Annotated in this window: 16 protein-coding genes; 6 read left to right on the top strand and 10 right to left on the bottom strand. The window is 73.0% G+C overall.

Translation table 11 applies throughout. The features are described 5' to 3' along the window. Positions 1-4 precede the first annotated feature (4 nt). Genes OG562_RS24380 through OG562_RS24370 form a run of 3 tightly spaced genes read right to left on the bottom strand, consistent with a single transcriptional unit; the run spans position 5 to position 3,734 of the window. Positions 5-1,801: an L-aspartate oxidase gene (locus OG562_RS24380; protein WP_266401181.1), complete on the bottom strand. Its 1,797-nt coding sequence runs from the start codon at positions 1,799-1,801 to the stop codon at positions 5-7. After that, complete coding sequence (panC, locus tag OG562_RS24375; protein ID WP_266401179.1) at positions 1,798-2,799, bottom strand: pantoate--beta-alanine ligase; 1,002 nt, start codon at positions 2,797-2,799, stop codon at positions 1,798-1,800. Before panC ends, OG562_RS24380 begins: the two co-directional genes overlap by 4 nt. Continuing rightward, a complete protein-coding gene (locus OG562_RS24370) occupies positions 2,796-3,734 on the bottom strand; it encodes a Rossmann-like and DUF2520 domain-containing protein (protein WP_266401176.1) in 939 nt (312 codons plus the stop codon). The genes panC and OG562_RS24370 overlap by 4 nt, the downstream gene beginning before the upstream one ends. A 257-nt stretch (positions 3,735-3,991) precedes the next feature. Between OG562_RS24370 and OG562_RS24365 the strand changes: the two genes are divergently transcribed. Beyond that, a complete protein-coding gene (locus OG562_RS24365) occupies positions 3,992-5,170 on the top strand; it encodes a low specificity L-threonine aldolase (RefSeq protein WP_266401175.1) in 1,179 nt (392 codons plus the stop codon). Between the two features lie 50 nt (positions 5,171-5,220). Here the strand turns inward: OG562_RS24365 and OG562_RS24360 are convergent, their stop codons facing one another. Continuing rightward, complete coding sequence (locus tag OG562_RS24360) at positions 5,221-5,436, bottom strand: hypothetical protein (RefSeq protein WP_266401174.1); 216 nt, start codon at positions 5,434-5,436, stop codon at positions 5,221-5,223. A gap of 237 nt (positions 5,437-5,673) precedes the next feature. On the opposite strand from OG562_RS24360, the gene OG562_RS24355 reads away from it, so the two are divergent. After that, positions 5,674-6,780, top strand: a complete 1,107-nt coding sequence (locus OG562_RS24355; RefSeq protein WP_266401173.1) for a DUF5937 family protein — start codon at positions 5,674-5,676, stop codon at positions 6,778-6,780. 48 nt (positions 6,781-6,828) lie between these two features. Here OG562_RS24355 and OG562_RS24350 read toward each other — a convergent pair whose 3' ends face one another. From OG562_RS24350 to OG562_RS24340, 3 genes are all read right to left on the bottom strand, one after another. Beyond that, positions 6,829-7,461, bottom strand: a complete 633-nt coding sequence (locus OG562_RS24350; protein WP_266401171.1) for an AAA family ATPase — start codon at positions 7,459-7,461, stop codon at positions 6,829-6,831. A gap of 86 nt (positions 7,462-7,547) precedes the next feature. Next, positions 7,548-8,219, bottom strand: a complete 672-nt coding sequence (locus OG562_RS24345) for a response regulator transcription factor (protein ID WP_266401168.1) — start codon at positions 8,217-8,219, stop codon at positions 7,548-7,550. A gap of 131 nt (positions 8,220-8,350) precedes the next feature. Next, a complete protein-coding gene (locus OG562_RS24340; protein ID WP_266401166.1) occupies positions 8,351-9,553 on the bottom strand; it encodes a sensor histidine kinase in 1,203 nt (400 codons plus the stop codon). Between the two features lie 118 nt (positions 9,554-9,671). Between OG562_RS24340 and OG562_RS24335 the strand changes: the two genes are divergently transcribed. After that, positions 9,672-10,769: an SAM-dependent methyltransferase gene (locus OG562_RS24335; protein ID WP_266401164.1), complete on the top strand. Its 1,098-nt coding sequence runs from the start codon at positions 9,672-9,674 to the stop codon at positions 10,767-10,769. A gap of 81 nt (positions 10,770-10,850) precedes the next feature. Here OG562_RS24335 and OG562_RS24330 read toward each other — a convergent pair whose 3' ends face one another. After that, the gene (locus OG562_RS24330; protein WP_266401162.1) at positions 10,851-12,002 is read right to left on the bottom strand and encodes an NADH-quinone oxidoreductase subunit D; all 1,152 of its coding nucleotides are present in this window, start codon (positions 12,000-12,002) and stop codon (positions 10,851-10,853) included. Between the two features lie 43 nt (positions 12,003-12,045). On the opposite strand from OG562_RS24330, the gene OG562_RS24325 reads away from it, so the two are divergent. Further along, positions 12,046-12,549: a PH domain-containing protein gene (locus tag OG562_RS24325; RefSeq protein ID WP_266401160.1), complete on the top strand. Its 504-nt coding sequence runs from the start codon at positions 12,046-12,048 to the stop codon at positions 12,547-12,549. 41 nt (positions 12,550-12,590) lie between these two features. Beyond that, positions 12,591-13,925: a PH domain-containing protein gene (locus tag OG562_RS24320; RefSeq protein WP_266409492.1), complete on the top strand. Its 1,335-nt coding sequence runs from the start codon at positions 12,591-12,593 to the stop codon at positions 13,923-13,925. A 57-nt stretch (positions 13,926-13,982) separates the two neighbouring features. Here the strand turns inward: OG562_RS24320 and OG562_RS24315 are convergent, their stop codons facing one another. Then, positions 13,983-15,455 carry a hypothetical protein gene (locus OG562_RS24315; RefSeq protein ID WP_323187550.1) on the bottom strand — a complete coding sequence of 491 codons (1,473 nt, stop codon included), beginning with the start codon at positions 15,453-15,455 and terminating at the stop codon, positions 13,983-13,985. 345 nt (positions 15,456-15,800) lie between these two features. Beyond that, positions 15,801-16,928, bottom strand: coding sequence for an esterase family protein (locus tag OG562_RS24310; RefSeq protein ID WP_266401157.1), 1,128 nt, complete (start codon positions 16,926-16,928; stop codon positions 15,801-15,803). Positions 16,929-17,163: 235 nt separating this feature from the next. Here OG562_RS24310 and OG562_RS24305 point away from each other — a divergent pair, with 235 nt between their 5' ends. Next, a complete protein-coding gene (locus OG562_RS24305) occupies positions 17,164-18,975 on the top strand; it encodes a phosphatidylglycerol lysyltransferase domain-containing protein (protein ID WP_266401155.1) in 1,812 nt (603 codons plus the stop codon). The last annotated feature ends 25 nt before the right edge of the window (positions 18,976-19,000 follow it).

Raw genomic sequence — 19,000 nt, 5'->3', positions numbered from 1 at the left:
TCTGTCACTGCTCCTGGTGGTGCTGCCGGGTCGGGGGGAAGTCTGCGGTATCGGTGGTGTGTACGGCGAGCGTGCGGTCCGGATTCAGCCGTACGACGATGTGGCGGCGCCAGTCGGCGTCGTCGCGGTCGGCGTGGTCCTCGCGCCAGTGACAGCCGCGGGTCTCCTCGCGCTGCCTCGCGGCGGCGACCAGGACGCGGGCCACGCACAGGAGGTTGGTGGCCTCCCAGGTGTCGACGCCGGGCTCGGCGGTCTTGCCGTTCTCGTCCAGGGCGTCGCGGGCCTCGGAGTGCAGCCGTTGGAGCTGGTCGGCGGCCCGCTCCAGGGACTCGGCGGAGCGCAGGACGCCCGCGCCGCCGGTCATGATCCGCTGGATGGCGAACCGGGCCTCCGGGGCGAGCAGCGGGTGCGCGGGCTTCTCGGGCCGGCCGGGCTGCTCGGGCTGCTCGATCGGTGCGGACACGCACGCGTGGAGGCCGTCGTCCGCGTGGCTCACGGCGATGTCTGCGCTATCAGAGATGTCTGCGATGTCGTCGGCGTCGGCGGCGTCGGCGATATGCGCGATGTCGGCGACGATGCGCTCCGCGTACACGAGGCCCTCCAGGAGGGAGTTGGACGCGAGCCGGTTGGCGCCGTGCACGCCGGTGCAGGCGACCTCCCCGCACGCGTACAGGCCCGGGACGGTCGTGCGGCCCCGGGAGTCGGTGCGCACGCCCCCGGAGGCGTAGTGGGCCGCGGGGGCTATCGGGATGGGCTCGTGGACCGGGTCGATGCCGTGGGCGCGGCAGGCGGCCAGGATCGTCGGGAAGCGGTGCTCCCACATGGCGGCGCCGAAGTGGCGGGCGTCGAGGAACATGTGCTCGGCGTCCTGCTCCTGCATCCGGCGCATGATGCCCTTGGCGACGATGTCCCGGGGCGCCAGCTCGGCCAGCTCGTGCTGGCCGACCATGAAGCGCACGCCGTCCGCGTCGACCAGGTGGGCGCCCTCGCCGCGCACCGCCTCGGAGACGAGGGGCTGCTGGCCCTCCGCGTCCGGGCCGAGGAACAGCACCGTCGGGTGGAACTGCACGAACTCCAGGTCGGAGACCTCCGCGCCGGCGCGCAGGGCGAGCGCCACGCCGTCGCCGGTGGACACCGACGGGTTGGTGGTGGCGGAGAAGACCTGGCCCATGCCGCCGGTCGCGAGGACGACCGCGGGGGCGTGCACGGCGCCCACGCCGTCGTGCTGGCCCTCGCCCATGACGTGCAGGGTCACGCCCGCGGTGCGGCCGTCGGCCTCCAGGAGCAGGTCCAGGACGAGCGCGTTCTCGATCGTGCGCAGCCCACGCGCGCGTACCGCCTCGACGAGCGCGCGGGAGATCTCCGCGCCGGTCGCGTCGCCGCCCGCGTGCGCGATGCGGCGGCGGTGGTGGCCGCCCTCGCGGGTGAGCTCCAGGCGTCCTTCGGCGGACTCGTCGAAGTGGGCGCCGGTCTCGATCAGCCGGCGTACGGCGTCGGGGCCCTCGGTGACGAGGATCCGTACGGCCTCCTCGTCGCACAGGCCGGCGCCCGCGACCAGGGTGTCGTCCAGGTGCTGTTCGGGGGTGTCGCCCTCGCCGAGGGCCGCGGCGATGCCGCCCTGCGCCCAGCGGGTGGAGCCGTCGTCGAGGCGTGCCTTGGTGACGACGACCGTGTTCAGGCCGGCGGCCTCGCAGCGCAGGGCCGCGGTCAGACCGGCGACGCCTGAGCCGACGACCACGACGTCCGCGGCGATGCTCCATCCGGGCGCGGGCGCGTGCAGTCGTATGCCTGTGCTGGTCACGAGGCGGCTCCGAAGGTGAGGGGGAGGTTGTCGATCAGCCGGGTCGTCCCGACCCGGGCGGCGACGGCGAGGACGGCCTCGCCGGTGAAGTCGTCCTCGTGCACGGCGATCTCCGTGAAGTCCGACGGGTCGACGAGCGCGAGGTAGTCCAGTTGCAGGGGCGGGTCCAGGCGGGCGGCCGCGTCGAGGACCAGGCGGGCGGCCGCGCGGACGGCGGCCGGGTCGGCGGGGGCGGCCTTGGCGACGGCGTGCGTGTCGGCGGCCGCGCGGGACTCCCCCAGGGCGCTGAGCGCCTCGGCACGCGCGTGCGTGGCGGGCACCTCACGTGCGCGGGCCCGCAGCGCCTCCTGGGCGGCGTGCCGGTCGCGGCCGGCGAACAGGGCCTCCGAGAGCGCGAGCGCGGTGCGCCGCTCCTTGGCGGACAGATAGCGGTTGCGGCTGGACAGGGCCAGCCCGTCGGCCTCGCGCACGGTGGGCACGGCGACGACGTCGACGCCGAAGTTCAGGTCCTTCACCATGCGGCGGATCAGGGCGAGCTGCTGGGCGTCCTTCTGCCCGAACAGGGCGGCGTCGGGCCGGGTGAGGTGCAGCAGCTTGGCGACGACGGTGAGCATGCCGTCGAAGTGGCCGGGGCGGGAGGCGCCCTCCAGCCGCGCCCCCATGGGGCCGGCGCTGACCCGGACCTGGGGTTCGCCGCCCGGGTAGACCTCGTCGACGGACGGGGCGAACACGACGTCCGCGCCGGCCTGCTCGGCGATCTTGAGGTCGGCGTCCAGGGTGCGCGGATAGCGGTCGAGGTCCTCGCCCGCGCCGAACTGCAGGGGGTTGACGAAGACCGTGACCACGACCTCGCCGTCCGGCCCGGCGAGCTCCCGGGCGGTGCGGACGAGGGTGGCGTGTCCTTCGTGCAGGGCGCCCATCGTCATCACGACGGCCCGGCGGCCGGCACGCGTGCGTGCGTGCAGTTCGCCGGCGGTGCGCAGCAGGGCGGTGGTCATCCGGCATCTCCTTCGGCGCCCTGGGCGCCAGGGGCTCCGTCGGCGAGTACCCCGAGGAGGTCCTCGGCGAGCTCCGGCTTGAGCAGCCCGTGGGCGAGGGCGCGGTCGGCGGTCGCGCGGGCCATCGCCAGATAGCCGGCGACGGTCTGCGGGGCGTGTTCGCGCAACTCCGCGACGTGCGCGGCGACCGTGCCCGCGTCTCCGCGCGCGACGGGGCCGGTGAGGGCCGCGTCGCCGGAGCGCAGCGCGTTGTCGAGGGCGGCGCCGAGCAGCGGGCCGAGCATCCGGTCGGGGGCCTCGACGCCTGCGGCGCGCAGCAGCTCCATGGACTGGGCGACCAGGGTGACCAGGTGGTTGGCGCCCAGGGCGAGGGCCGCGTGGTAGAGCGGCCGGCTCTCCTCGGCGATCCACTCCGGTTCGCCGCCCATCTCGATGACGAGGGCCTCGGCGGCCAGTCGCAGCTGGTCGGGCGCGGTGACGCCGAAGGAGCACCCGGCCAGGCGCTGGACGTCGACGGGGGTGCCGGTGAACGTCATCGCCGGGTGCAGGGCCAGCGGCAGCGCGCCCGCGCGCAGGGCGGGGTCCAGGACCTTCGCGCCGTACCGCCCGGAGGTGTGCGCGAGGAGCTGTCCCGGTCGGACGGCGCCGGTCTCGGCGAGGCCCTGCACGAGCCCGGGCAGGGCGTCGTCGGGGACGGTCAGCAGCACCAGGTCGGCGCGCCGGAGAACCTCGGCGGGCGGCAACAGGGGCACGTCGGGCAGCAGCAGCGCGGCTCGCCGCCGGGAGGCGTCGGAGACGCCGGAGACGGCCACCGGGCGGTGTCCGGCGAGTGCGAGGGACGCGGCCAGGGCGGGGCCCACCCGGCCGGCGCCGACGACGCCGACGGTGAGCCGCGCGGGGCGGTCCTTGGGGTCTGGCTGTGGGACTGTACTCACGCGACGGCGGCCTTCCGTTCCAGTCCGCTCGGGGTACCGGACGATTTCTCGTCATGTTAACGCGATTGGTTCGAGAGGCGTTCGGTTGTCCACAGGCTGTGGGTTTTCGCACCCTCGGTTTGCACATCCCTTCCGGATGTCTTCCGGATCTCTTCTGGATCCCTTCCGGGTCTCTTCCGGGTCTCTTCCGGACGCCTTCGGGACGCCTTCCGAAAAGGGGCGTGCTCGCGACGCTCGGCGCACGGCATGATCCGGGCATGACTGATACGGCGCAGCAGGACGGGGAGAAGTCGGCGCAGGAGCGGCTGCGGGAGCGGAGGGCGGTCGCCTACCGGGAGGCGAGCCGCGTCCTGTCACGCGGCGGCTTCCGGAGCACCCTGCGCGAACGGCTCGCCCTGCTGCACGACGGCGCACCCGAGGTGTACGACCTGGACGAGCCCGCGGACATCTATGGCAACGGGGTCGTGGAAACCCTGGAGGAGCGGGTCGCCGCACTGCTGGGCACGGAGGCCGCCGCGTTCTTCCCGACCGGCACGATGGCCCAGCAGGTCGCCCTGCGCTGCTGGGCGGGCCGTACCGGCAACCCCACGGTCGCGCTGCACGCGCTGGCCCACCCGGAGGTCTGGGAGCGGGGCGCGTTCGGCGCCGTCAGCGGGCTGCGCACGGTCCGGGTGACGGGCGAGCCGCGGCTGCCCACGGCCGACGAGGTGCGCGACTTCGGGGAGCCCTTCGGCGCGCTGATGCTGGAGCTGCCCCTCAGGGACGCCGGTTTCGTGCTGCCCTCCTGGGAGGAGCTGACCGAGGTCGTGGAGGCCGCGCGCGAGCGCGACGCGGTGGTGCACTTCGACGGCGCGCGCCTGTGGGAGTCCACCCTCCACTTCGGCCGCCCTCTGGCGGAGATAGCGGGCCTGGCGGACAGCGTCTACGTGTCGTTCTACAAGTCCCTCGACGGCTTCGGCGGAGCCGCGCTCGCCGGCCCGAAGACGCTGGTGGAGGAGGCGAAGACCTGGCGCCACCGGTACGGCGGCATGGTCTTCCAGCAGTTCCCCACCGCCCTGTCGGCGCTCATCGGCCTGGAGCGGGAGCTGCCCCGGCTTCCTGTATACGCGTCCCACGCGCGCGTGGTGGCCGCCGCACTGCGCGAGGGGTTCGCCGAAGCGGGCCTGCCGTGGGCGCGCGTGCACCCCGAGACGCCGCACACCCACGAGTTCCAGGTCTGGCTGCCGTACGAGGCGGACGTGCTCGGTGAAGCGGCGGCGCTGCAGGCCGAACAGACCGGGACCATGCTCTTCGCCTCCGCCTGGGACCGCGGCGGGCCGGGGCTGTCCCGCACCGAGGTCACCGTCCGCGCCGCGGGCCTGGAGTGGACGGCGGACGACGTGAAGGCGGCCGTCGCGGACTTCGCGGCCCGGGTGACCGAGGTGGCGAGCAGGTAGGAGACGGTCGGCAAGCGGCGCGGGGGCGGTCAGCCGGTGGAGCGGGGCGGTCAACCGGTGGAGCGGGGGCGCAGGTGCAGCCAGCGGCCCAGGGTCCTCCGTATCCGCCCGTGCGCCGGGCGCTGCGCGAGCACCACGCGGAACCGCCCGTGGTCGCGCAGCTCGCGGACGACCTGCCAGTCGTTGGCCCCGGGCGCGGGCGGGAGGGGTTCGCCGTGCTGCCGGGCGCGGTGGACGTCGAGGGCGTGCTGCTGGGTGATGCTCATGGCCGAGGCCCCTTCGGAACGCGGTCGGAACGCTGTCGGGATGTGTCTGGATTTATAGGTGTGCATCGGGACGTGGACGAGCCGGGGGAATGCGTGGGGAACGGAAGTCCGGAAGGCCTGCCCCGCGGCGGCCCCGGTGTCCTCAGGTTGCGCCCGGCCGGCGCCGCTCGTCGCGTCGATTGACGTCGGCCGTCAATCGGGGGCCGCGCTGTCAGTGGCGGGGTGCACCATGAGGGCATGAGCGTCTGCATCGACATCGCGGGGCTGCGGCCGGAGAGGGTCGCCGTCGTGCCCTCGCCCCTCGCCGAGCTCGGCATGGCGCTGCACGCGCTGTCCGAGCCGGGGCACCACCCCGGTCTCCAGGGCTGGGTCACCGGCGTCACCGCACGGCTCGACTCGCATCTGGCCGACCGGATGTGCGAGGCGGACTTCCTGTGGCGTTCGACGTTCTCGGACCTCTTCCTGCCGTACGCGGGCATCCCGGGCGGTCACACGGTCCCCGGGGCGACGCTCGCCGAGGAGCTCGATCTCCTGGACAAGCTGACGGACGAGCAGTTCGTGGACTCGGCGCTGGAGTTCACCTGCGCGCCGGGGTACGACCTGCCGAGCCTCGACGTCCTGTCCGACCCGGCCCTGCACCGCCGCGCTCTCGAACTGGCCGCCACGCGCGGACCGCGACAGGTGCGCTTCACCCGGCGGCTGCTGGACGACCCGCCACGCGTGCGTGCCTGGCTGCGGCAGTTCCTGGAGGACTGCGACGAGGCGTTCTTCGCCGACGTCTGGGCCCGGGTGCGCCACCCGCTCGCCGCGGACTCCCGCCACAAGACCGACCTCCTGCGCCACAAGGGCCTGGCGGAGGCGCTCGCCTCGGTGTCCACCGCCGTGACGCTGGACGAGCACACCGCGCGGATCACCGTGGACAAGCTGGTCGAGGGCCGCAGCGCCACCGGCGACGGAGGCCTGCTGCTGGTGCCGACGAGCCTCGGCTGGCCCCACCTGATGGTGCTGCACCGGCACGGCTGGCAGCCGGTGCTCCACTATCCGGTGGGCTCCCCGGAGCTGGCCTCGCCGCCCTCGGTCGAGCAGTTGACGCTGCGCATGACCGCGCTCTCCCACCCCGTGCGGATGCGCATCTGCCGTCTGCTGGCCCGCAGCACCTACACCACGACCGAGCTGGCCCAGGTCCACGGCATGACGGCCCCCGAGATATCCCGCCACCTCGGCGTCCTGAAGAAGGCGGGCCTGGTCACCACGCGCCGGCGCGGCCGGTACGTGCTCCACCAGCTCGACGTGACGATGGTGGCCCGACTGGGCAGCGACTTCCTGGAAGGGATCCTCCGCTAGAACCGGTCCGGCGGGCGGCCACCGTGATGACCGCATCCCATCGGCCCGTCAGTCGAACCGGATGTGCCGTACGCCCACCCGCGCCTGCCTGAGCCGGGTCCGCAGCGTGCCCTCGTTGTTGGGTCTGAGGGTCAGACCGGCCAGGACGGCTATGCGGTCCGCCGTCTTCGGCACGGTCGAGTGGTCCGTCCACAGATGTTCGGCGAACTCCGGCTCGCGCAGTTTGCGAAGGCAGTCGTCGAGCTGCTGCACCGCCCAGCTCTCCCGGCGCAGTCCCGCGCGCTGTCCGACGAAGAACCGAAGGAGACGTCCCAGGCCGCGTTCCCGCAGCCGCGTCAGGACCGTCTCGCGTTCGGCGAGGAGCGTGAAGTGGCGGACGTCGTGGCCGAGTTCGCGCAGCCTGCCGACGGTCTCCGCGAAGTAGACGGGATCGGTGACGGTCATGGGGGCGATCACCACGCCGTCGTGCTTGCCGAGCGCCAGGTCCAGGACCTCGACGACGCCCTGCCGCCACGACACCAGGTCCTGGAAGTCGCCCCGCAGCTCGGGCGGCAGCATGCGGCGCAGCCCGAAGCCCACGTGCTCGGGATCGCAGATCACGCTGCCGGGCAGCCGACGCCGAATCTCATGTGCGGTCTGTGTCTTGCCGCCCCCGAAGGGGCCGTTGATCCACAGGAGCATGCGCCGACCCTAGTGGCCGCCGGTTGCGCGCAGGTCACGTTCCGCTGTGACCGGCGGTCCGCTGAACGCCGTAGCGCCCCCGGGGCTCAGCCGTGGCCGCCCGCACGGACGATGCCCGTCTCGTACGCCAGGACCACCACCTGGACCCGGTCGCGCAGCCCCAGCTTGGTCAGGATGCGGCCCACGTGGGTCTTGACGGTCGCCTCGGACAGCACCAGCCGGGCCGCGATCTCGCCGTTGGACAGGCCCTGGGCGACCAGCACCATGACCTCGCGCTCCCGGTCGGTGAGCCGCTCCAGCTCCTTGTGGCGGGGCTCCTTGCCGGTGGTGGGCAGCATCGGCGCGAACCGGTCGAGGAGCCGGCGGGTGGTGGACGGGGCGACCACCGCGTCGCCGCTGTGCACCGAGCGGATGGCGGCGAGGAGCTCGCCGGGCGGCACGTCCTTCAGCATGAAGCCGGAGGCGCCTGCCTTGAGCCCGGAGAACGCGTACTCGTCGAGGTCGAAGGTGGTCAGGATCAGCACCTTCGGCGGGTGGGCCTCCGCGCAGATGCGGCGGGTGGCCTCCACACCGTCCAGCTTCGGCATGCGGACGTCCATCAGCACGACGTCGACCGCCGTGGAACGCACCACCTGGAGAGCCTCGACGCCGTCCCCCGCCTCCGCCACGACGTCCATGTCCGGCTGGGCGTCGAGCACCATCCGAAACCCGGTGCGCAGCAGCACCTGGTCGTCGACGAGCATCACGCGGATCGTCATGAGGTCCTCTTCCGGGAGTCTTCGGTCGTGAGTCGGGCGGCTTCAGTGGGCCGGTTCGGTGGGCCGGTTCGGTGGGCCGGTTCGGTGGGCCGGGGGGCGTGACAGGTGTCAACAGGGGGCGTGCGTCGGCGTCAATGCGCTGGTTTGAGCGGGAGCAGCGCGCTGATGCGGAATCCTCCGCCGGGGCGCGGGCCCGCGTCCAGCGTGCCGCCGACCATGCCGACCCGTTCGCGCATGCCGATCAGGCCGTGCCCCTGGCCGTCGGCGCCGCCCTCCTCGTACAGCTCCTGCGGGGCGCCCTTGCCGTCGTCCTCCACCAGCAGGCCGAGGCCGTCGTCGAAGTAGACCAGGCGCACGCTCGCACCCGCGTTCGGCCCGCCGTGCTTGCGCGTGTTCGTCAGCGCTTCCTGCACGATGCGGTACGCGGTGAGCTCGACGCCGCTGGGCAGCGGCCGCGGGGTGCCCTCGACCTTGAAGTCCACGGGCAGTCCGGAGCCGCGGCACTGCTGCACCAGGTCGTCGATCTGCTCGACGTCCGGCTGCGGCACGTACTCCCCGCCCTCCTGGTGCTCGCCGGTGCGCAGCACGCCCAGCAGGCGGCGCATCTCGGCGAGGGCCTGGCGGCCGGTGGAGGAGATCGTCTCCAGGGCCTTCTTCGCCTGGTCGGGGGCGGCGTCGAGGACGTAGGCGGCACCGTCGGCCTGGACCACCATCACCGACACGTTGTGCGCGACGACGTCGTGCAGTTCACGCGCGATACGGGCGCGTTCGGCGGCGACCGCGACCTTCGCCTGCGCCTCGCGCTCCTTCTCCAGCCGCGCCGCGCGCTCCTCCAGCTGCGCGAAGTAGGCGCGCCGGGTGCGGATGGAGTCGCCGAGCACCCAGGCGAGGGCGAACGGCACCGTCTGGAAGACGACGATCGCGACCTCGCCCAGCGCGCTCGTGTCCCCCTGCGGCCAGCGCAGCTCCGACAGGGTCGCCGCGCTCAGACCCATGGCCAGCGCGAGCCGGGAGGCCCATCGGGCGCCGGTCGCGGCGACGGTGTAGACGATCACCAGCAGGGCGAAGTCGGCGGCCGTGACCCCGACGTCCAGCACCAGCTGCGCCAGCCCGAGCGCGGCGGCCAGCAGCAGCATCTTCTCCGGCATACGCCGGCGCAACGCGATGACCAGGCACAACAGGAACACGACGGGCACCAGCAGCGCCATGGAGTCGGTGCCACGCTGCTCCTGACCGCTGGTTCCGGCCGCGACGGAGATCCCGAACAGGACGAGGGCCCAGAAGCCGTCGACCCCGGTCGGGTGTCTGCGGAGGAAGTCGTAGAGGCGCTGCACGTAACCCAGCGTAGGGAAGCGCAAGGCGTGCGGGGGTCAACCGGAGGGCCGATCCGGTCCCGACGCGTGTACTCCGCAAGGTGGAGGCCGTGATCACCTGTACGCCTAGTCTGACCGGATGACGGACGAGGCGACGGGCTCCGGAGAGTGGCGCGGTTGGCGCGCGGCGACACAGACGGCCCTGTACGGAACCGACGGAAGCGGCGGCTTCTACCGGCGCCCCGAGGGCCCGGCCGGACACTTCCGTACGTCGGTGCACGCCTCGCCGCTCTTCGCCGGGGCCGTGGCCGGCCTGCTGTGCCGGGTCGACGAGGCGCTGGGCCGGCCCGCGTCGCTCGACTTCGTCGACATGGCCGCCGGGCGGGGCGAGTTGGCCGCCGGCGTCCTCGCCGCGCTCCCCGCCGACGTGGCGGCACGCACGCGTGCGTACGCCGTCGAGGTCGCCGCCCGCCCGGTGGGGCTCGCCCCCGCAATCGCGTGGCTGCCCGAGCCCCCACCGCAGGTCACCGGGCTGCTGTTCGCCAACGAGTGGCTGGACAACGTGCCCGTCGAGGTCGCCCAGGTCGACCCGGCGGGGGCGGTGCGGCTGGTGCTCGTGCGGGACGACGGCGCCGAGCGACTGGGCCCGCCGGTGTCCGGCGCGGAGGCGGAATGGCTGGCGCGGTGGTGGCCGCTGCCGGACGAGGACGGGCTGCGCGCGGAGATCGGGCTGCCCCGGGACACGGCGTGGGCGTCCGTCGTCTCACGCGTCACGCGCGGACTCGCGGTGGCGGTGGACTACGCGCACACGGCGGACGCGCGCCCCCTGTTCGGAACGCTCACCGGCTTCCGCGAGGGACGCGAGACACCGCCCGTGCCGGACGGATCCTGTGACATCACGGCACACGTGGCACTGGACGCGTGCGCGGAGGCGGGAGCGGGGGCGGGAGCGGGGACCGGTATTGGGGTGGCCGACCACACAGAGGCGTACGCGCTTCCCCGCGCGCTTCTGCTGCCCCAACGCGCCGCCCTGCACGCCCTGGGTGTCACCGGCGCGCGCCCCCCGCTCACGCTGGCCTCCACGGATCCCACCGCCTACGTACGCGCCCTCGCGAGCGCCGGGGAAGCCGCCGAGCTCACCGCGCCGGGCGGACTCGGTGACTTCGGATGGCTGCTCCAGCCCGTTGGAATTCCGAACCCGCTCGCCGCGGACCCGACGGACCCCACGCGCGCGTGACCCAGCACGGCTGACCGGCGCGACCTTTCTCGCTCTACTCGCCGCTCTTGTCTACTTATCGCTCTTGTCGCTCTTGTCGCTCTACTTGTCGATGTCCCCGACCACGAAGAACATCGACCCCAGGATCGCCACCATGTCCGCGATCAGCGTGCCCGGCAGCAGTTCGGTCAGCACCTGGATGTTGTTGTACGAGGCAGACCGCAGCTTCAGCCGGTACGGGGTCTTCTCGCCCTTGCTGACGAGGTAGTAGCCGTTGATGCCGAGGGGGTTCTCGGTCCACGCGTACGTGTGCCCCTCGGGCGCCTTGAGGACCTTCGGGAGCCTCTGGTTGATCGGGCCGGGCGGCAGGTCGGCCAGCCGGTCCAGGCAGGCGTCCGCGAGGGCCAGCGCGTTGTGCGTCTGCCCCAGGAGGCACTCGAAGCGCGCGAGACAGTCGCCCTCGGTCCGGGTCACCACCTTCAGCGTGTCCTGAAGCTCCCCGTACGCGAGATAGGGCTCGTCGCGGCGCAGGTCGAAGTCGACGCCCGAGGCGCGCGCGATCGGTCCGCTGACGCCGTACGCGTGCACGGCCGGCGGCGCGAGCGTGCCCACGTCCCGGGTGCGGCCCCGGAAGATCTCGTTGCCGAGGACGAGGTCGTCGAAGACGTCCATGCGCGAGCGCACGGCGGCGACCGCGCCACGCGCGCGTGCGGCCCAGCCGGCCGGCAGGTCCTCCTTGAGGCCGCCGACCCGGTTGAACATGTAGTGCATGCGGCCGCCGGAGACCTCCTCCATGACGTTCTGGAGCACCTCGCGCTCGCGGAAGGCGTAGAAGACCGGGGTGATGCCGCCGAGCTCCAGCGGATAGGACCCCAGGAACATCAGGTGGTTCAGCACCCGGTTCAGCTCCGCGAGCAGCGTGCGCGTCCACACCGCGCGCTCGGGGACCTCCATGCCGAGCATGCGCTCCACGGCCAGGACCACGCCCAGCTCGTTGGAGAAGGCCGACAGCCAGTCGTGGCGGTTGGCCAGCATGACGATCTGGCGGTAGTCGCGCGCCTCGAACAGCTTCTCCGCGCCGCGGTGCATATAGCCGATCACCGGCTCCGCGTGCCTGATGCGCTCGCCGTCCAGCACGAGGCGCAGCCGCAGCACGCCGTGCGTGGAGGGGTGCTGGGGGCCGATGTTGAGCACCATGTCGGTGCTCTCCGCGGCGCCGCCGATCCCGACCGTGGTCTCCGTCGTAGGAGTCATGGGCCCAGTCTCCCCTACCCGCTCCCCTACGTACGCTGGGCCTATGGAAACGGGGAGCCCCGCGGGCGCAGAGGTGACGAGGTCCGGACCGGTGTGGAACGGGCTGCCTCCGGAGCTGCTGCGGATGCGGCGGCTGTTGCTGGTGGTGTGGCTGGGGCTGGCGGCCCTCGGCGTCGGCCTGCTGCTCGGCCTGCTCGTCGGCCCGGGCTGGGCCGCCTTCGCGCTGCTGCCGCTGGCCGGGATCGGGTGGGGCTGGGTGCTGCTCGGCCGCAACTGGCGCTCCTGGCGGTATGCCGAGCGCGCCGACGACCTGCTGATCAGCCGGGGCGTGCTGTGGCGCCAGGAGACCGTCGTGCCGTACGGGCGCATGCAGCTCGTGGAGGTCACCTCCGGTCCCGTCGAGCGGCACTTCGGGCTGGCCAGCGTCCAGCTGCACACGGCGGCCGCCGCGACCGACGCGACCATCCCGGGGCTGGACCCGGACGAGGCGGAACGGCTGCGCGACCGGCTCACCGAGCTCGGCGAGGCCCGATCGGCGGGGCTGTGACGACGCCGGGCGTCGAGGACGGCGTACCCGTCGAGGACGCTCTGGAAGGTACGCCCGACGCGCCCGACGCGCCCCCCGCGCGGGCCGTCGTCGAGCACCGCCTGCACCCCGTCACGCCCTTCCGGCGGGCGTGGGCGCCTGTCGCGGTGCTCGTCGGCTGGGCGGTGCACGACCCGAACCAGGCACAGGAGCAGCTGACCCGGCTGACCACGACGACCCTGCTGATCGCGCTCGCCGTACTCCTCCCGGCGGCCGCCGCCTACGGCTTCCTGAGCTGGTGGTTCACCCACTTCGCGGTGACGGACGCCGAACTGCGCATCCGGACCGGCCTGCTGTTCCGGCGCACCGCGCATATCCGTCTGGAGCGCATCCAGGCGATCGACGTCACCCAGCCGCTGCTCGCGCGGATCGCGGGCGTCGCGAAGCTCCGGCTCGACGTCGTCGGCGTCGACAAGAAGGACGAACTGGCCTTCCTGGGCGAGGCGGAGGCACGCGCGCTGCGGGCCGAGCTGCTCGCGCGGGCGGCGGGTTTCGCGCCCGAGACAGCGCACGAGATAGGCGAGGCTCCCGCGCGCGAGCTGCTGCGCGTGCCCACGCGCCGGCTCGCGATCTCGCTGGTGCTGACCGGCGCGACCTGGGGCGCGCTGGCCGCCGCGCTCGTCCTGCCGCCGGTCCTGTGGCTGGCCACCCACAGTGTGGTCACGGTGCTGGTGACCGGTGTGCCGTTGCTCGGCGCGGCGGGCGCGAGCAGCGTGGGGCGGTTCGTCGGCGAGTACGACTGGACGGTCGGCGAGTCGCCGGACGGGCTGCGTATCGACCACGGGCTGCTGGACCGCACGCACGAGACGGTGCCGCCCGGACGCGTGCAGACCGTGCGGATCGTCCAGCCGCTGCTGTGGCGGCGGCGCGGCTGGGTGCGCGTCGAGCTGGCGGTGGCCGGCTCGGCGAACTCGGTGCTCGTGCCGGTCGCCCCGCGCGAGGCCGCGGAGGCCGTCATCGCGCGCGTGCTGCCCGGGGTGACCGTCCCGGCGGCGGCCTCGCTCACGCGCCCGCCGCGGCGGGCCGGGCGGTGCGTGCCGGTGTGGTGGCGGGGCTACGGGATCGCCGTCACGGACTCGGTGTTCGCCGCACGGCAGGGGCTGTTGCGGCGGAGCCTCGCGCTCGTGCCGCACGCCAAGGTCCAGAGCGTACGGCTGACGCAGGGGCCCTGGCAGCGTCTCTGGCGCGTCGCGGACGTCCATGTGGACACGGGGGCCAACAAGACCGTCACGGCGCGGCTGAGGGACGTGCAGGAGGCCGCGGAGCTGCTGCGGGGGCAGGCGGAGCGGTCGCGGACCGGGCGAAGGGACGCCCGGCCCGACCGGTGGATGGCCTGAGCGGCTCGGCCGAGCTGCGCGCCGACGCTCGCTCGGCGGCGTTCAACTCGTCGGCGTTCAGGAGGCGGCGCTGCGCAGTCCGTGGAGGTTGATCTGCTCGGTCTCGTCGTGGGCGGTCAGGTCGATGACCTGGCTCACCCCGCGCGCGTGCTCGTCCACCGGCTTGAACTCCGACTCGGCCTCGGCCTTGTGCAGCGCGAGCGCCTCCTGCCCGACCACGTCGGCGAGATCCTCGTTCTGCACGGCCTCCAGGGCGGCGGACGCCGAGGACGCCTTCGTACCGAAGAAATCGAATCCGCCCTCGGCCGTCGGCCGCCGCAGCGGCTGCGCGGCCGGTACGACGGCCACGGCGGTCGGCACCGTGAAGTGGCCGGAGGGACGCATCACGGGCGCGGCCTGGCGCGGGACGAGGGCGCCGGAGGCGGCGGACTCCGTCGGCGCGGCGGGGAGGTCGGGGACGACGGGCTCGGCGAGGACGACGGACTCGGCGAGCGCTCGCGAGGCCAGGGCCCGCGGGTACGCCGACGGGGCGTACTCGGGTACCGGGGTCTTCGCGCCTGCGGCGGTGCGCTCTGCGGCCGATCCCGGCTTTTCCAGCTCTTCCGGCTCTTCCGGCTCTTCCGAAGTGGCCTTCTCCGCCTCCGCCGGGGTCGCGTTCTCCTCGGCGGACGTGTAGGCGGCGGCCGCGCGCGTGTGCTCGTCGACCGCCTCGGGCTTCCCCTCGGCTTCGTCCTCCTGCGCGGCCTCCGTGTCGCCGGCGGAGCCTTCGGTCTTCACGGCCTCGCTCTTCACGGCCTCGGCCTTCACCGCCTCGGCGGAGTCGGCGTCGGCGTCGAGGAGGGCCAGCGCGGCCTGCGCCCGCAGAAACAGCTTGGATCCCGCCGGGGAGAAGACCGCGGGAGCCTCAGGCTCCTCATCGGCCGCCTCGGAAGACTCGACGGCCTCGGCCGACCCGCTCTTCCCGTCCGACTCGGCCTTCCCGTCCGCCGGCTCAAGGGCCTCGGAGTCCGCCTCGGTCTCCGCCTCCGTCTCGGCGTCGGCAGGATCGGCGGCGGCCTCGAGCTCCCGTGCGGCGACCGTGCCCGTCGCCGTCGACTTCCCGGACCCCTCGGCCTTCTCCTGCTTCTGCTTCTCCTGCGCCACGCGCGCGGGAGGCAGGGCCGGCGCCGGGTCCGTGGTCTCTATCTCGAGCAGACGGCGGCCCTCCAGGGCGCTCGCCCGCTCGGTCTCCGCCGTGGCGTACCGGCGCAGCAGCGCCGCGTGCTCGTTGCGCAGGCCCGCCAGTTCGGTGCGCTTGGCCCGCAGCCGCTGCTCCAGCTTGACGCGCAGCTCGCGCGACTCGTCGAGGTCGGTCTCCAGTTCGGCGACGCGTTCCTCGAAGCGCCACTCGTCGCCCGCCCGCGCGCGCGTGAGGTCGGCGACCTGCTTGCCGGCCTGCATGTCCCAGCGGCGCATCACGAACGCGCCGCCGATCGCCGTCGCCGCGGCAGCGGCGGCCAGACCTCGCAGCACCAGTTGTTCCGTGAACACCCAGGGACCAAAAGCGCAGACTAGGGAGACGCCTGCGATCGCCGAAGGCGGCAGCAGCCTGTGCAAAGGCGGGGAATGGCGGTGACGTCCACGTGGCATGGCCAGAAACTTACCGCGCGTAGGCGAATGTTGGCGCGCCGCCCCGTAAAAACACAGCCATACAGAAGTCTTCACAGGGCATCAGGAAACAGCAGGGAAACAGCGCGGGCGACCCATTCGGGAAGAAGCAAGATCATTTCCGGCCGAGCCGCTCAGTACGCCGCCTCAGTACCCCGCCTCAGTACGCCGTAGCCGCACGCCGTCCCCGCAGACCGCCCAGGCCGCCCCGCACGCCGTCGCCCGACGTCACCGGTCGCTCAGCCGCCCGCTGATCCACTGCAGCGTGGGCGGAATCTCGCGCCGCCAGGTGTTGAAGTTGTGCCCGCCGCTTTCCAGGATGATCGACGAGATCCTGGTCCTGTTCGTGGCCTTCACCTGGTCTATGAACTTCAGCGTGGCCTTGTAGTTGGATTCGCCCACTTTGCTGCTGGTCACGAGCAGCGAGGTGTCGGGCGCGGGCCGGTGCTTCAGATACCAGTGCAGATCCGCCTCGCCCCGCAGGGTCGCGTCGCCGCGGAAGAGGTTGCCGGTGGTCGGGTCGATCGGCGCCTTGTAGTACGCCGACAGGCCCGCGCCGGCCGCATACACGTCGGGGTGGTGCATCGCCAGCTTCAGCGCGCAGTAACCGCCCGTGGAGTCCCCGATGACACCCCAGCTGCCGGGCTTCTTGCCGACTCTGTAGTGGGCCGTCACGGCGTCGGGCAGGTCCTTCGCGAAGAACGACTCGGTCTGCGGTCCGCCCGGGACGTCCACGCACTCCGTGTCCCGCGGCGGCGCCACGGTCGGCCGCAGCATCACCAGGATCATCGGCTGCATGCGCCCGTCCTTGGCGAGCTGCCGCGCGGTGCGCGGATAGTGCAGCTTGTCCACGAGCGCCTCCGCCGTACCCGGGTAGCCGGTGAGGATCACGGCCGCGGGGAACGTACGCGTGCGGTACTGCGGGTCGAAGTACTCCGGCGGCAGGTACACGTACGCGGGCGAGACGATGTGCGTCGTGCGGCCGGTGACGGCGATCTTCTGTATCTGCCCGGCGGACCGCGGCCGCCCGCTGCCCGCGCCGTCCACGCGCCGGGTGTCGATCACCTGCACCGGCCCCGCCGAGCCGCCGGCCGCCGTGTGGTCGACGACCACGCCCGGCTCGGTCTCCTTGCCCAGCAGGTCCGCCCAGCTGGCGTAGAAGCCGAAGGCCTGGTTGGCGAAGAGGCCCACTGACAGGAAGAGCGCCAACTGGGTGGCGAGCAGCAGGCCGACGCGTCCACTGACGGGCCGCCAGCCGCGCCGGGCCAGGCGTGGCCACAGCCACACCGTGCCGGCGAACAGCAGTACTGCGAACAGGATTGCCAGCAGCAGCACATTGTTGCTCGTGAGACCCATGAGGTGTTCTCCGCCTGCGCTTTTCCGTCCGGACTACGGCGCTCCCCCAAGGCCTTCGCGAGGGCTTGTCCCGGACTTTCCTTGGCCTTTTCAGTGGCTTTGAAGAGACGAGTGAACCTCTGTCCCCGAGACACCGTCCTAGAGGGCGCAATGTCGCCTGATGCCCGAATCGGCACTGGGTCCAAGGTCTCTCGCGGAACAACGGGATGCGATGTCTGTCAGGGAAGATGGGGAAATGTCGGGCGGGGTTCCGCACCGATCAAGCCGGGTGCGGCAGATAGTGCGAGGTCCGCGCCCCGAGTCCGTACCCGCCCTCGTCGGCAGAGCCTGTGCCCTCGTGGGTCTGTTGGACGTGGCCGGGGGCGTCTTCCCGCGGTTCCGTCACAGCCGTATGCACACCCTGGCCGAGGTGCTGCCCGGTGCGTTCGGCCCGTTCGCGGCCGCGCTCTCGCTCAGCTCCGGCGTCCTGTTGCTGCTGCTCGCCCATGGCCTCAAGCGCTCCAAGCGGCGCGCGTGGCGGGCCGCCGTGGTGCTGCTGCCCGCGGGCGCGGTCGCGCAGTTCGTGTACCGGCACTCGCTGGTGGGCGCGCTCATCTCGGTCGCGCTCCTGGTGCCGCTGGTGGTGCACCGCGACCAGTTCGCGGCGCTGCCCGACCCGCGCAGCCGCTGGCGCGCGCTCGCCAACTTCGTCCTCATGGGCGCTGGTTCCCTCATGCTCGGTCTGGTCATCGTCAGCGTCCACCCGCGGCGCATGATCGGCGACCCGAGCCTGGCCGATCGCATTACGCACGTCCTGTACGGCCTCCTCGGCTTCGAGGGCCCGGTCGACTACCAGGGCAACACCTCCTGGACCGTCGCCTTCTCCCTCGGCGCCCTCGGCTGGATCACCGCGGTCACCACGATCTACCTCGCGTTCCGGCCCGAGCACCCGGCCGCCCGCCTCACCGAGGAGGACGAGACCCGGCTGCGCGCCCTGCTGGAGAAGCACGGCCGACGCGACTCCCTCGGCCACTTCGCGCTGCGCCGCGACAAGGCCGTCGTCTTCTCGCCCAGCGGCAAGGCGGCGGTGACCTACCGCGTCGTCTCCGGCGTGATGCTGGCCAGCGGCGACCCGATCGGCGACGTCGAGGCCTGGCCCGGCGCCATCGAGCGCTTCATGGACGAGGCCAAGGCCCACTCCTGGACGCCCGCCGTCATGGGCTGCTCGGAGACCGGCGGCGAGGTCTGGACCCGCGAGACCGGCCTGGACGCCCTGGAACTGGGCGACGAGGCGGTGGTGGACGTCGCGGATTTCTCCCTCGCCGGCCGCGCGATGCGCAACGTGCGCCAGATGGTCAAACGCATCGAACGCGCCGGTTACGAGACCCGGGTCCGGCGTGTCCGTGACGTCGGCGAGGCCGAGCTGGCGCGCATCCGACGGGCCGCGGAGGACTGGCGCGGCACCGACACCGAGCGCGGCTTCTCCATGGCGCTGGGCCGCATCGGCGACCCCGACGACGGCGACTGCCTCATCGCCACCGCCCACAAGACCGACCCCGAACCCGGCGAGTACGGCGATCTGAAGGCGATCCTGCACTTCGTGCCCTGGGGCACCGACGGTGCCTCGCTGGACCTGATGCGCCGCGACCGCTCGGCGGACCCGGGCATGAACGAGCTGCTGATCGTCGCCGCGCTCCAGGCCGCCCCGAAGTTCGGCATCGCGCGCGTGTCGCTCAACTTCGCCATGTTCCGCTCGGCGCTGGCCCGCGGCGAGAAGATCGGCGCGGGCCCGGTGCTGCGCGCCTGGCGCGGACTGCTGGTGTTCCTCTCGCGCTGGTTCCAGATCGAGTCCCTGTACAAGTTCAACGCCAAGTTCCAGCCCCGCTGGGAGCCCCGCTTCGTCGTCTACCGCGCCTCCGGCGACCTGCCCCGCATCGGCTTCGCCGCCATGCAGGCCGAGGGCTTCGTCAACCTCGCCCTCCCCCTGCCCCGCTTCCTGCGCCGCCGTTCCACCGCGCCCCGCGCGTGCGCGCACGCGGTGGCGGAGAGAGACGTACGGGCGGCGTGATCCCGGTGACCGGGCGGCACCGCCG

The sequence above is a fragment of the Streptomyces sp. NBC_01275 genome (assembly GCF_026340655.1).
Lineage (GTDB): Bacteria > Actinomycetota > Actinomycetes > Streptomycetales > Streptomycetaceae > Streptomyces.
This window is presented reverse-complemented; position numbering and strand designations above follow the sequence as displayed.